Source organism: Sphingomonas glacialis (genome assembly GCF_014653575.1).
Lineage (GTDB): Bacteria > Pseudomonadota > Alphaproteobacteria > Sphingomonadales > Sphingomonadaceae > Sphingomonas > Sphingomonas glacialis.
This window is the reverse complement of sequence record NZ_BNAQ01000002.1, coordinates 598645-611884: the sequence shown is the minus strand read 5'-3', so window position 1 is coordinate 611884 and position 13240 is coordinate 598645. Positions and strand designations below refer to the sequence as shown.

At 68.3% G+C, this 13240-nt stretch carries 11 protein-coding genes and 1 tRNA gene; 1 reads left to right on the top strand and 11 read right to left on the bottom strand.

Going from position 1 to position 13240, the window contains the following annotated elements:
* Window positions 1-6: 6 nt before the first annotated feature.
* Window positions 7-1371: a cation:proton antiporter gene (locus IE187_RS09565; protein ID WP_189676034.1), complete on the top strand. Its 1365-nt coding sequence runs from the start codon at window positions 7-9 to the stop codon at window positions 1369-1371.
* Window positions 1372-1385: 14 nt separating this feature from the next.
* On the opposite strand, the gene IE187_RS09560 is transcribed toward IE187_RS09565, so the two are convergent.
* From IE187_RS09560 to IE187_RS09510, 11 genes are all read right to left on the bottom strand, one after another.
* Window positions 1386-2441, bottom strand: coding sequence for a glycosyltransferase family 2 protein (locus tag IE187_RS09560; protein WP_189676033.1), 1056 nt, complete (start codon window positions 2439-2441; stop codon window positions 1386-1388).
* On the bottom strand, window positions 2438-4909 hold the full coding sequence (locus IE187_RS09555) for a DegT/DnrJ/EryC1/StrS family aminotransferase (RefSeq protein WP_189676032.1): 2472 nt from the start codon (window positions 4907-4909) through the stop codon (window positions 2438-2440). Before IE187_RS09555 ends, IE187_RS09560 begins: the two co-directional genes overlap by 4 nt.
* Before the next feature lie 113 nt (window positions 4910-5022).
* Window positions 5023-5769 (bottom strand): SDR family NAD(P)-dependent oxidoreductase, encoded by a 747-nt coding sequence (locus IE187_RS09550; protein WP_438810925.1) that lies wholly within the window; start codon window positions 5767-5769, stop codon window positions 5023-5025.
* Between the two features lie 34 nt (window positions 5770-5803).
* Window positions 5804-5879 (bottom strand) — tRNA-Phe (locus tag IE187_RS09545).
* Between the two features lie 30 nt (window positions 5880-5909).
* Window positions 5910-6098: a DNA gyrase inhibitor YacG gene (locus IE187_RS09540; protein ID WP_189676247.1), complete on the bottom strand. Its 189-nt coding sequence runs from the start codon at window positions 6096-6098 to the stop codon at window positions 5910-5912.
* Window positions 6098-7054 carry a ribonuclease gene (locus IE187_RS09535; protein WP_189676030.1) on the bottom strand — a complete coding sequence of 319 codons (957 nt, stop codon included), beginning with the start codon at window positions 7052-7054 and terminating at the stop codon, window positions 6098-6100. The genes IE187_RS09540 and IE187_RS09535 overlap by 1 nt, the downstream gene beginning before the upstream one ends.
* Window positions 7055-7060: 6 nt before the next feature.
* On the bottom strand, window positions 7061-7630 hold the full coding sequence (locus IE187_RS09530; protein ID WP_189676029.1) for a Maf family protein: 570 nt from the start codon (window positions 7628-7630) through the stop codon (window positions 7061-7063).
* A 147-nt stretch (window positions 7631-7777) separates the two neighbouring features.
* Entirely contained in the window at window positions 7778-7996 is a 219-nt protein-coding gene (infA, locus tag IE187_RS09525) for a translation initiation factor IF-1 (RefSeq protein WP_010162480.1), read from the bottom strand.
* A 298-nt stretch (window positions 7997-8294) separates the two neighbouring features.
* On the bottom strand, window positions 8295-10247 hold the full coding sequence (locus IE187_RS09520) for an alpha/beta hydrolase family protein (RefSeq protein ID WP_189676028.1): 1953 nt from the start codon (window positions 10245-10247) through the stop codon (window positions 8295-8297).
* 91 nt (window positions 10248-10338) lie between these two features.
* Window positions 10339-10803 (bottom strand): hypothetical protein, encoded by a 465-nt coding sequence (locus tag IE187_RS09515; protein WP_189676027.1) that lies wholly within the window; start codon window positions 10801-10803, stop codon window positions 10339-10341.
* Window positions 10804-11051: 248 nt separating this feature from the next.
* Window positions 11052-13208 carry a sodium-translocating pyrophosphatase gene (locus IE187_RS09510; protein ID WP_189676026.1) on the bottom strand — a complete coding sequence of 719 codons (2157 nt, stop codon included), beginning with the start codon at window positions 13206-13208 and terminating at the stop codon, window positions 11052-11054.
* Window positions 13209-13240: the final 32 nt, after the last annotated feature.

The window sequence follows — 13240 nt, the reverse complement described above, 5'->3', positions numbered from 1 at the left end:
ACGATGATGGGCGAATTGCTGGGCCAGGCGTGGCAGGCGCTGGGCGGGGTGCTGGGGGCGCACGGCCCTGCGGTAAATGCCGTCAAGAGCTATACGCCGGGCGATTTCAGCGTCCATTTCTTTCTTCAGCTCGCGGTGATCATCCTCGCATGCCGCGTCGTCGGCTGGCTCGGGCAGAAGCTGCTGCGCCAGCCGCAAGTCGTCGGCGAGATGATCGCGGGCGTCGTGCTCGGCCCGTCGCTGTTCGGGCTGCTGCTGCCCGACCTGCAGCTCGCGATCTTCCCCAAGGAGACGCGCAACGTCCTCTATGTCGGCGCGCAATTGGGCGTCGGCCTGTACATGTTCATCGTCGGGCTGACGCTCCAGCTCGACCATTTCAAGTCGAAGGCGCGCAGCGCGGCGATGGTGTCGGCAGCGGGGATCGCCGCGCCGTTCCTGCTCGCGGTGCTGATCACGCCCTTCCTGCTGACCGTGCCCGGCCTGTTTGCGCCGGGTATCGACCGCGCGAGCGCGACGCTGTTCATGGGCGCGTGCATCGCGCTGACCGCCTTCCCGATGCTCGCGCGGATCATCAACGAGCGCGGGCTCGCCAATTCGGCGCTCGGTACGCTGTCGCTCACCGCCGGCGCGTTCGACGATGCGGCGTCGTGGTGCGTGCTCGCGATCGTGCTCGCGACCTTCGGGGCGGGGGCGGGCGTGGCGGTGCTCGCGATCGGCGGGGCGCTGATCTATACCGGCTTCATGCTGTTGCTCGGACGGCGGCTGCTTGCGCCGCTCGGCCGGATCGTCGAGGCGCGCGGCGAGATGACCAGCGGAATGCTCGCGGTCGCGTTGCTGCTGTTCTGCCTGTCGGCGTTCGTGATGGACGCGATCGGCATCCATGCGATCTTCGGCGGCTTCCTGATGGGGGTGTGCATGCCGCGCGGGCTGTTCGTCGCGGAACTCAAGCGCAAGGTCGAGCCCCTTGCGGTCGTGCTGCTGCTGCCGATGTTCTTCACATATTCGGGGCTCAACACGCGGATGGACATGGTCGCGTCGGGGTCGCTGCTGCTGATCACGCTCGGCATTCTGGTCGTGTCGATCCTCGCCAAGTTCGGCGCCTGCTATGCTGCCGCGCGGCTTTCGGGTGAGGACAATTCCACCGCGCTCGGCATCGGCGCACTGATGAACTCGCGCGGGCTGATGGAGCTGATCATCATCAATATCGGGCTGCAAAAGGGCATCATCGGGCCGACGCTGTTCGCGATGCTCGTGCTGATGGCGATCGTCACCACCGTGATGGCGACCCCCTTGTTCGAGGCGGTCTATGGCCGCGCGGCGCGTGCGCGCGGCGATCTGGCGGCGGTCGACGAGGACTTGGCGACGGTCTGACGCGTGGCGCGGGATCAGCCGGTCTTGCGCCGCTGCGCCGAGCGGATCGTGCCGACCAGCCGCGAGAGGATCAGTTCCTCGATCCCTGCATAGCCCATCCCGAGATGATCGGGGCGCACGCCAGTCGCGTCGCCGAGTTTCAGCCGGCCGGTGCGCAAGCCGGCGCGCCCGATCCGCGCCCAGCGCCGCGCGGTTTCCCAGCGGATCAGAGCAAGGCTCTCGGCGTCGGGCGCGTGGCGGCGGATGAAATCGTCCTGCAGCGCGACGAGCGTCTCGCCGACACGCTCGAAGGTCGCGCGGTCTGGAACCGGCTGTTGCGCCATCACGTAGCGGCCGATCAACGCCGCGGCATCATCCGCCGCATCGCCGAACAGCGGGGCATAGGCATCGGCCAGGACTTCGCTCGCACGCTCGCGCATCGCCGTCGCCTGGCGCTGGGACGCGCCGCCGCCATGCCGGCGATAGGTCAGCAATTCGTCGTCGATCCGAGCGATTCCCCCAAATGCGGAGATACGGTGATACAGATCGAAGTCCTCGGCATAGACGCGCTCGGGGCGCTGGAACGGATCGAGCTTGCGCGCCACGTCGGCGCGCATCATCACCGACGACCAGACCAGCGGGTTCTCGATCCGCATCAGCCATTCGATCAGCGCCGGGGTCGATAGCGGCGCGAGCGCGGACGGCAGAATCGCGCCCTCGAACAGCACGTTCGCCGCGCTGCCGACCAGCACGATCTCGGGATGCGAGTCGAGATAGGCGACCTGGCGCGCGAGCCGCGTCGGGTGGCACAGATCGTCATGGTCGAGCGCGGCGATGTAGCGCCCGCGCGCCTCGACAAAGGCGGCGTTTCGCGTCAGCACGACGCGGCGATTGGACGGCGCCTCGAGTACGCGGATGCGCGGATCGGCAAAGCTGCGCGCGACCGCGACGGTATCGTCGGTCGAGCAGTCGTCGACGATGATCAGTTCGAAATCGGCAAACGTCTGCGCCTGCAGCGAAACGATCGTCTCACCGATCAAGTCCGCCCCGTTATAGGCGGGCATGATGACGCTAACGGTAGGGGCAGTCATGCCACCGCTCGTGCGCCATCGCCGAGCACCTGGTCAACGATCATCGCGCCGACATCGTTCTGCCATTGCCACAGTCCGTTCGCTTGCCCCGAGAAGCTCGCTTCGCCGCCAAGCCGGCCCCACGGCACGAAGCCCGCCGCCAGGCCGATGCCGAACAGCCCCGGGATCGCCACACCGCTCGCATCGAGGATGCGGCAATGCCGATCGACCATCGCGCTGCCCTGGTGCGCCGCAAGCGCGATCGCGCGGCCATCCTGATCGTGCACCGGCAGCGCGCGCGGGCGATAGCCGAGCGCTGCGATGACGAGATCGGCCTCGGCGAGATGCGCGCGCGCGACGGCATCGTCGTCGCCGCGCACCTGATGGACGGTGAGCCGTGGATCGGGCGTGCGTCCGTCGACGCGGAGTTCGCGCAGGACGAGTTCGCGCGCCTCGAGCCGGAAGCCCGCGAGGCGATAGACGAAGCCGCTGACCGGGCAGATGTCGTCGGGCCCGAAGTCTGTGAAGCCCTCGGCCTGCGCCGCGGCAGGGGTGGGATAGAAGGGGCGAAGCGGGCGGCGGTGGAGCAGCGTGATCGCGCCGGCGCCAAGCGGGAGGCTCGCGGTCTTGAGCAGCAGGACGATCGTCGCGATCGCGCTTGTCGATCCGCCGATCACGACGATCTTGGGATTGCGCTTGGTCGAGAGCAGATCGATGATCTTGGTCGGGCCGCCGAGCGCGAGCGCTTCGTCCGACTGCATCAGCCGATCGCCGACCTCGCTCACAAGCGATACCCCGCCGACGCGTTGCGCCGCGAGCCGGTCGAGCGGCTGGTGGCCGCCCGTCGCAATCGCGACCGCGCTCGAGAGTTGGTCGAACTCGTGCCCATCGGCGCGCCGCCGCATACGGCTCGACCACAGCCCGCCTGCCACGCGCGTCGTGCCGAGCACGTCGTGTCCGGTCAGGACCGTCCCGCCATGCTGCGCCACCAGCGTCTGGAGGCGATGACCGGTGGCTTGGACGAACGGGCCCACTTCGACGAGCGGCACGCCGAGCGCGCCGATATAGTGACCCACGGCTTGTCCGGTCGGATGATCGACCAGCGCGGCGAGTTCGGGATGCGGATTGTCGCGCACCGCGCTGAGAAAAGTCTCGGCGGTGCTGTCCGAGGTGATCGCGTAGCGACCGATCCGCCCTTCGCCGAGCGTCGCTTCGCGTTCGGCGACGATCAGTCCCAATGCTGCCAGCTCGGGCAGACGACCCCGTTTGCTCGCGGCGGTGAGCAGCGCGGTGCCGGCAGGGCCGCCGCCGACGATGAGCAGCGAGGCGACCGCGTGCTGGCGCGGCCGGGCGGCGCTGCGCGTTTCGCGCGCCAGGATGCGGTTGAAGGCCTTGGCGATCACCGCGACGTCGGCGATGGTCATCGCGTCGGTGACGGGCAACGAGAGCGACCGCGCCCCGATCGAATCGGCGACCGGCGTCGGCAGGATCGTCGCGGTGCGCTGGAACAGCGGCTGTTCGCCGAGATGCGGGCTGAAATACTGGCCCGACCCGATCCCGACCGCTGCGAGCGCGGCGGCAATTTCGCTCCGACGATGTGCCACCGCTTCGGGCAGCAGCACCGGCATGAACTGGCTGGCGCGGCGCTGCCCTTCCGCCTGCTGGAACGCGACGCCCTTCAATTGCGTACGATAGGCATGCTCGAGCGCGGCGCGCTGGTCGCATACCGTGTCGATCTCGGCGAGCTTGGCGCGCGCCATAACCGCGAGCACTTCGGGCAATTTGGCGTTGAGGCCGAACAGCGTCGCGCTGCGATTGGCCTCGAAACCGAAATTGGTCATCGCGCGCAGCCGGGCGATCAAGTCGGTGTCGCCCGAATGGATCAACCCGCCCTCGGCAACGGCAAAGGTCTTGGTCGCGTGCATCGAATGGACCACCGCGAACGGCGCCCCCGCGCCAAACCCGCCGCCGCCGGCGTCGCGCGTGCCAAGCGAGGCGGCCGCATCGACCACCACGCCGACGCTGTGTTCGCGCTGGAGCCAGGCATAGCGGTCGAGGTCGATCGCGGTGCCGAAGGTCGCATAGGGCAGCAGCACCGCGATGCGATCGCCATAGTCGCGCAGCAGCCGCTCCTCGGCCTCGGCGCTGGCGGTCCAGTCGGCAGGGTTGATGTCGCAGATCAAGGGGGTGAGCCCCGCCCACAAGGCCGCTTGCGCGGTCGCGGCGAAGGTCAGCGCGGGCATCAGCGCGTAGCAGCCGGCGGTGCGCTCGCCCGCAGCTTCGCGGATCGCGATCATCAGGCCGAGCGTTGCATTGTTGACCGCAAGGCAGGCGCCTTGGCCGTCGAAGAGCTGCGCGGTCGCCGCGGCCTCGAACGCGCGGACCTCGGGGCCGTTGTTGCTGAAATGGCCCGACGCCTCGACGCGCTGCAGTGCGTCGACATGATCGCTGAGCCGCGGAGGGTTGGGAGCGATCAAGGGGTAGCGCATGGTGGTCGGGCCTGTCTGGACTACGGACCCGAGCCTTGTGGCGTCGAGCCCCCTAAAATCTCGTTACACGCCTGACATATGCTGCGATCCGCTGCGGACCGTGTGCGGTGCGATCAGCTTTCGCGCGCCACGGCAAACCCCGCGAACGACTGGTTGACCGGCATGAGTTCGAGCGTGTTGATGTTGAGGTGCGCCGGCAGTTCGGCGATCCACAGCAGCGTTGCCGCGATGTCGCCGCCGGTCATCGGGTTGGCGCCGGCATAGAGCGTGTCCGACGCGGCCTGGTTACCGCCGGTGCGCACCACGGTGAATTCGGTCTCGACCATGCCGGGCTCGATCGAGGTGACGCGCACGCCGGTGCCGTGGAGATCGGCGCGCAGGCCGAGGCTGAACTGGCGGACAAACGCCTTGGTCCCGCCATAGACGTTGCCACCCGCGTAAGGGTAGGTCGCCGCCACTGACGACAAATTGAGGATCGCGCCCTTGCGCGCGACGAGGCCCGGCAGCAGCGCCCGGGTGACGGCGACCAGCGCCGACACGTTGGTGTCGATCATCGTCTGCCAGTCGTCGAGCTTTGCGTCCTGCGCGGGCGCTGTGCCGAGCGCGAGGCCGGCATTGTTGATCAGCGCGTCGATCTGCGCGAACTCGGGCGGCAGGCCGGCGATCGCGGCCTCCATCGCCGCGCGGTCGCGAATGTCGAAGGCGAGCGTGTGGACCGTGTCACCGAGCGAATCGGCCAGCGCTTTCAGCCGATCGGCCCGGCGCCCGGTGGTGACGACGCGCCAGCCAGCGCCAGCGAACGCGCGGACCGCGGCCTCGCCGATGCCCGAGGTTCCGCCCGTGATGAAGACCGTACGCATCGTCATCACCATGTCTCCGACGCTGTCAGGAAAATGGTGCCCGAGGGCGGATTCGAACCACCGACACTGCGATTTTCAGTCGCATGCTCTACCAACTGAGCTACTCGGGCACTCCCGAATTGCTCCGGGGAAGCGGCCTCTTAGTCGCGGTCGTGGGGCGTGTCTAGCCCGTCTTCATCATCTTCGCTCGGCAAAGTGCGCACCGGGATCGCATACCCCTCGCCGAGCCACTGCAGCAGGTCGCGGTCGCGACAGCCTTGCGAGCAGAACGGGGAGAAGGCCGCGAGCGGCGCTTTGCCGCAGAGCGGACAGGGTTTGGAACGCGCCATCATGCCACCTCGAAGACCGGGGTGACGCCGGTACGCCGGGCGAGCTCGGCGATCCAGTGCGGATTGGCGGCGAGTGCGCTTCGCACGCGCGGCGACACGCGGTGCTGCGTCGGGGACGGCGGCGGGGTGCGCTCGATTCGGCGGAGCAGCGCACGCGCCTCGGCGGCGGCGGGATCGGCGCGGAGCAGCTCGGGGAGCGAGACGCGGGTGCGGCGGCGGATGATCTGGACGAAGCCGAAGCCGTTCATCGCGGTGCGTTCGAACGGCTGGGGCAAGCCGGCATCGAGCGCGGCATCGACCGCGCCGCGCGCCGCCTTGCCGGTGAGCGTCGGGAAGTCCACGCCGATCGACCCGCCGATGTCGAAGCGCACGATCGCGGCGGCAACCGCGCGCGCGGCGGCGAGCGCGAGCGGTTCGAGCGGGGGATAGCCGTCGACGTCGAACAGCGTCATCGCCGGGGTCGGGCTCATCCGCAGCGCGCCGCCGACGGGGCCGGAAAAGACGATGTCGCCGGTCTGCGCTTCCTCGAGCGTTTCGGACCAGCCGGCGGCCTCGAAATGGTCGGGCTCGTGCGCGTGGCAGGTCCGCACGGCCACGCCGCTTGCGGTGATTCGCTCGTACAGGCTCGGCCCGGCGCGCTCGGGGCCGTCAGCGGGGACGCAGCGTGGCAGCTTGGTGCGGCGCCCCTCGGGGATCGCCTCGCGCACCAGCTCGACCAGCAGCGTGGCCCCTTGCGTGATGCCGGGCGGGAGCGGCGCGAGCATCGCCTCGCCGCCGGCAAAGGCGACGCGGCCCTCGCGGCCCTTCACCGTGATCTCGACCAGCCGGGCGGGCAGCACCGCGCCGATCCGCGGGCCTTCGCGGTCAAGCTCGATCCGCGCCTCGACGATCGCGCCGCCCGCGACCAGGATCGCGCGGGCCTCGCCGATCCCGGCCTCGTAGAGCCATTCGCTCATCGGCGCTCAGCCAAGCGCCACGCCCGCTGCCAGCAACAGCGCGCGCGTCTCGAACAGCGGCAAGCCGACGACGCCCGAATGCGACCCCGACAGGAAGCGCACGAACGCCTCGGCGCGGCCCTGGATGGCATAGCCGCCAGCCTTGCCGAGCCCCTCGCCGCTGGCGACATAGCTGTCGATCTCGGCCGCGGAGAGCGGCTTGAACGCGACGATCGTGTCCGACAGCCGGGTGCGCGGCGTGCCGTCGGCGGCGATGACGCACACCGCACTCAGGCAATGATGGCGCCGGCCCGAGAGCAGGCCGAGCAAGCCGCGCTGGATCTCTTCGGTGTCGGCGGGCGGCAGGATGCGGCGTCCGCATGCGATCGTCGTGTCGCCGGCGAGGACGATCTCGCCCGCGGCACGCGCCACCGCCTGCGCCTTGGCGATCGCGAGCCGCAGCGCATAGACGCGGGGCGCCTCGCCGGGCAGCGGGCTCTCGTCGATGTCGGGCGATTCGATTCGCGACGGCGTCACCCCGATCCGCGCGAGCAGATCGCGGCGGCGCGGCGAGGAGGAAGCGAGGACGAGGGTCATATCATACCTTCCCCGGCGACGGCCGCCGGCCGAGCGCGCAGGTCGTTGTCATCACGCGCGGCAGAGCCCGCGGCAGTTCACGACCGGGCCACAACCGGACCCCGGCCGGACCCCGGCCGTCGCCGGGGCGGAACGGGGTCGGCGCGCTTACTTGAAGCGGTAGGTGATCCGCCCCTTGGTCAGATCGTACGGCGTCAGCTCGACCAGCACCTCGTCGCCGACGAGCACGCGGATGCGGTTCTTGCGCATCTTGCCGGCGGTGTGACCGAGGATTTCGTGATCGTTCTCAAGCTTCACGCGGAACATGGCGTTGGGCAGAAGCTCCACCACCTGGCCGCGCATTTCGAGCAGTTCTTCTTTTGCCAAACAAACCTCTGAGGATGTGGGTGATCTTGTGCGGTGTTCGCGAAGCGCGGCGCATAGCCGAACACGCCCGAAAAGGAAAGCGGTGCGACGAACCGAGCCGTGCCTGACTCGATTGACCCCTGGAGCTGGTGTTATCGAGTTCGATCGTTTCCGTTTTTGTGATGATCGCGCGGGGGTGGGCGCGCGGGGGATGCGGTTGACGGGTTGACGCTGAGAAAGAGCGGCGCTGTGGGGCGCGAGTCGAGTGGGAGGATGACAAAAAGGGGGCGTGTAGGACAGCGGTTTTCGAGGGGGGCGCTCAGGCGGGATTGTTCTCTTTCAGGAACGCCTCGAGCTCGGTGAGAAATTGCACCCGGTCGGCCTCGCGCGAGAAATGGTGGTCGCCGAGCGGCTGCTCGACATAGCGGTACGGCTTTCCCGCCGCCTTGAGCCGCGCGACCATGCTGCGCGATTGCGCAACCGGCACGACGGTGTCCTTCTTGCCGTGGAGGATCAGGATCGGCATCGCGAAATGCGCGGCGTCATAGACCGGCGAGACCGCCTTTAGATCGGGCGCCTGCTCGCGGAAATAATCCTTTGCGCGCCCGCCGTTGAGGAAGGCGCCGTCATAACGCAGCATCGCGGGCATGTCGGCGACGCCGGCATAGGACACCGCGCAGCGATAGACCGCGGCATCGCGCCCCGCTGCCCGGAACGCGGCATAGCCGCCATAGGAGCCGCCGACGATGCAGACACGCTTGGCATCGGCCAGCCCGCTTTCGGCCGCCCATTTGACCGCATCGGTCAGATCGTCCTGCATCGCGAGGCCCCATTGCCCGCGACCCTTTCTAGTGAAATCCCCGCCATAGCCCGAAGACCCGCGATAATTAGGCTGGAGCACGGCATAGCCGCGGCTGGCGAGAAATTGCGCCCACCAGTCCCAGCTCTCGTCATCGCGCGCGAACGGGCCGCCATGCGGCATCAGGATCAGCGGGAGCGCCTTGGCGGGTCTGCCGCGCGGGACCGTCAGCACCGCTGCTATGTCCAGCCCGTCGCGCGCCTTGTAATGGATCGTCGAGACCGGCGCATAGGCTTTGATGCCGAGCCCATCGTTAAGCGTCGCAAATATGTGCATCACGCCTTCTTCGGGGCGGAAGACGTAATAGGCGCCCAACCGATCGGCGCCGCCAACGCGCACCAGCAACACGCTGAAGTCGCGGCTCCACGACACGATCTGTGCGGTGCGCGCACCCACCGCTGCATCGATCTTGGCCTGCACATCGGCCAGCTTTGAGTCGAACCAGCGCGTGCGTTCGCGCGTGTCGGTATAGCGCACCCCGACGAGCCGCGACCCGCCATCTCCGGTGATGACGCTGTCGATGTCATAGCCGGGAACGCCGAATAGCTTCGGCCCGGTCTTGAGCGTCGCGAGATCGAGCGGATAGAGGGCGTTGAACCCGTCGGCATCGTCGAAGGCGAGCGCTTTGCCGGACTCGGGAAGGAAGATCGCGGGGGTGTTGCCAAGGTCGGCATCGCGTCCCCGCGCACGGCTGACGGTGCGGAAGGTCTGCTTGGCGGTGTCGCGGTAGAGCAAGCGATAGCTGCGCGACGCATCGTCATAGCCCATGCCGAGCCGAACGGTCCCGGCAGGATCGGCAAACCAGTCCATCACGGTCTCGACCGACCGCTGGACAAGCGTGCTGTGACCGTTGGTCACGTCATAATCGCGCACTTCGGGCCAGAAGCCGGCCGCATCGCTGTAGATCGAGGTTTGCAGCGCGATCCGAACATGCGGGCTGCCATCCTGCGCGATCCAAAGCACGTCGTCAGCGCTTTGCGCCGCGTCATCCTTGCCAAGCATGGTGATCGTCTTGCCGTCGGCGCTGATGCCGAGCGTGCGACGCAGGTACCAGCTGTCACCCTCGACCGGCGCGGTGGCGCCGATCTGGGCGATCAGCCAGTCGTTGTTGACCCACGACCAGCCATTGATGTCCGACGCGCCGGGATTGATGACTCCGACATGCTGCGTGTCATCCAGCGCGAAGATGGCGAGCCGCTGCTGACCCTTGATCGCGATCTTTGCGGCGACGCGCTTTCCGTCCGGCGAAAGCTTGGGAGCTTCCATGAAGGGAAGCTGGCCGAAGCTTTCTACGGGGATCGGCGCGACCGCGGGGGGCGGGTTGGCAGGGGCGGGCTCGGTCGCGGCGAGCGGGCTTGCCGCAAACAGCGCCGTCCAGCCGAGTAGGCCTCGAAATCCCCGATATCGCATCATGTTGTCCCCCGACCGGCGAGCGCGTCGCCGGTGCCATCCTAGCCGCCCGTGGGGCCGAGGCAAGGCGGCAGGGCGGCGGTATTACAGCGCCTTACGCTCCGCCCACGAACGGCAGCACGCGTTCGTAATCGGCGCGCGCGCCGCGGCCGTGTTGGGCGTGGTAGCCGTTGGTGGTCAGCACGTAATCGCCGACGATCGCCGCCTGCTGCTCGATGTTGAAGCGGGTGAAGGGGCGGTTGGTGTCGGCGAGGTCGCCGTAATGGTAGCGCCCGGCGGCGAGCGTGCCGCGCAGGCGGACCCACATGCCGTGCTGGTGCTGCCAGACATGGGTGAGTTCGTGGAGGATCCAGGCGAGATCGGGGACGGTCGTCGAGAAGTCCGGCTTGTAGCTGGGCTTCGGGAAATAGATGTGGCCGTTGGGGGCCATCGCGACGCTGCGTGGCTGGAAGGGGAGGTAGCGGCGGGCGTGGACCTTGATGCCGTCGTACGCGATCGCGTCGCCGAATAGCGCTTGCGCGTGGTCGAGCTCGCCGGGGGAGAGGGGGCGGTGGGGCATTTTTGCTGGGTAGCGGGTTTTGGGGTTGGGGGGAAATTTGGGGGGGATTCCCCCCAACCGTCACCCCGGCCTTGTGCCGGGGTCCACCGGGATACGCGCGCAACGCGCGTTGCGCGCGCGGCACGGTGGGCCCCGGCACAAGGCCGGGGTGACGAGGGGGTAAGTAGGGGCGGCGTGGCAAAGCCACGCCGTCGGTCGGGGGCGTCGGGCGCCCCCGCCGGCCGGTCGCGCGTGCTGAAGCTTTCGCTTCAGCCTGTGCTCGCGGCGAGAGCCGCGAGCAGCAGCAGCGCGACAATATTGGTAATCTTGATCATCGGATTAACCGCCGGCCCCGCGGTATCCTTGTACGGATCCCCCACGGTATCGCCCGTCACCGCCGCCTTGTGCGCCTCCGAGCCCTTGCCGCCATAATGCCCGTCCTCGATATATTTCTTGGCATTGTCCCACGCCCCGCCGCCGCTCGTCATCGAGATCGCGACGAACAGCCCCGAGACGATCACCCCGAGCAGCATCGCGCCGAGCGCCGCGAAGCCCTCGGCCTGCCCCGCGACGAAGCGGATCACGAAGAACACCAGGATCGGCGAAAGCACCGGGAGCAGCGAGGGGACGATCATCTCCTTGATCGCCGCCTTGGTGACGAGATCGACGGTGCGTGCGTAATCGGGGCGGCTGGTGCCCGCCATGATGCCGGGATTCTCGCGGAACTGGTGGCGCACTTCCTCGACGACGGCACCCGCCGCGCGGCCGACCGCGGTCATCCCCATCGCGCCGAACAGATAGGGGAGCAGCGCGCCGAGCAGCAGCCCGACGATGACGTACGGGTTCGACAGAGCGAAATTGACCGTGAGATCGGGGAAATCGCGCGCGAGGTCCGAGGTGTAGGCGTTGAACAGCACGAGGGCTGCGAGCGCCGCCGAGCCGATCGCATAGCCCTTGGTCACCGCCTTGGTGGTGTTGCCGACCGCGTCGAGCGCATCGGTGCGGTGGCGGACGTCGTCGGGCAGCCCCGCCATCTCGGCGATGCCGCCGGCATTGTCGGTCACCGGGCCGTAGGCGTCCAAAGCGACGACCATCCCCGCCTGCGCGAGCATCGCGGTCGCGGCAAAGGCGATGCCGATCACGCCGGCGAGCTGATACGCCGCGATCACCGCGACGACGATGACGAGGGTGGGCAGCGCGGTCGATTCGAGGCTGATCGCAAGGCCCTGGATGACGTTGGTGCCGTGGCCGGTCTGCGATGCCTTGGCGATGCTGCGGACGGGTCTGAAGTTGGTGCCGGTGTAATATTCGGTGATCCACACCAGCAGCCCGGTGACCGCGAGCCCGACCATCATCGACCAGAACAGCTCCCAGCCGGTGAAGGTCGCCGCCGCGATGCCGGAGGCTGCGACCTGCGTCCCGCCGTCGAGGAAGGCGTTGCCGCCGATGATCGCGCTCATGTCGCCGAGCACATAGCGCGTGACGAGGTAGATCGCCGGGATCGACAGCAGGATGCTGACCCAGAACCCCTTGTAGAGCGCGCCCATGATCGACTGGCCGCGCCCGAGGCGGACGAAATAGGTGCCGATGATCGAGGTCAGGATGCACACCCCGCCGACGATCAGCGGGAGCGTCATCACCTGCAGCAGCGCATCGGCCTGGCGCAGCGCGAGCGCGACCGAGATCATCGTCACGCCGATCGTGACGACATAGGTCTCGAACAGATCGGCCGCCATGCCGGCGCAATCGCCGACATTGTCGCCGACGTTATCGGCGATGGTGGCGGGGTTGCGCGGGTCGTCTTCGGGGATGCCCGCCTCGACCTTGCCGACGAGATCGGCGCCGACATCGGCCGCCTTGGTGAAGATCCCGCCGCCGAGCCGCGCGAAGATCGAGATGAGCGAAGCACCGAACGCGAGCGCGGTGAGCGCCTTCACCACCACCGGCGCGCCGGCATCGGCGCCGTTCGGACCGGCGAGGAACCAGAAGGTGCCCGAGATCGCGAGCAGGCCGAGGCCTGCGACGAGCAACCCGGTAACCGCGCCCGAGCGGAACGCCATCGTCAGGCCGCCCTGCAGCGAGGTCCGCGCGGCTTCCGCGGTGCGGACGTTGGCGCGGACCGAGATGTTCATGCCGACATAGCCCGCCACGCCCGACAGCACCGCGCCGAGCGCGAAGCTCACCGCCGAGACGGGGGTGCGCATGCCGTCGAGGAAGATCCAGACGAGCACGAGGACGATCACCCCGACGATCGCGATCGTGCGGTATTGCCGACCGAGATAGGCCTTGGCGCCTTCCTGGATCGCGGCGGCGATGTCCTGCATCTTTTCGTTGCCCGCGGGCGCTCGGAGGACTTGGGCGGAGGTGAGGAGGCCGTAGGCTACGGCAAGCAAGCCACAGATGATGGCGGCATAGACGATCGTCATGCGTGTCCTTTCCCATGGATTATCGGTGGGAC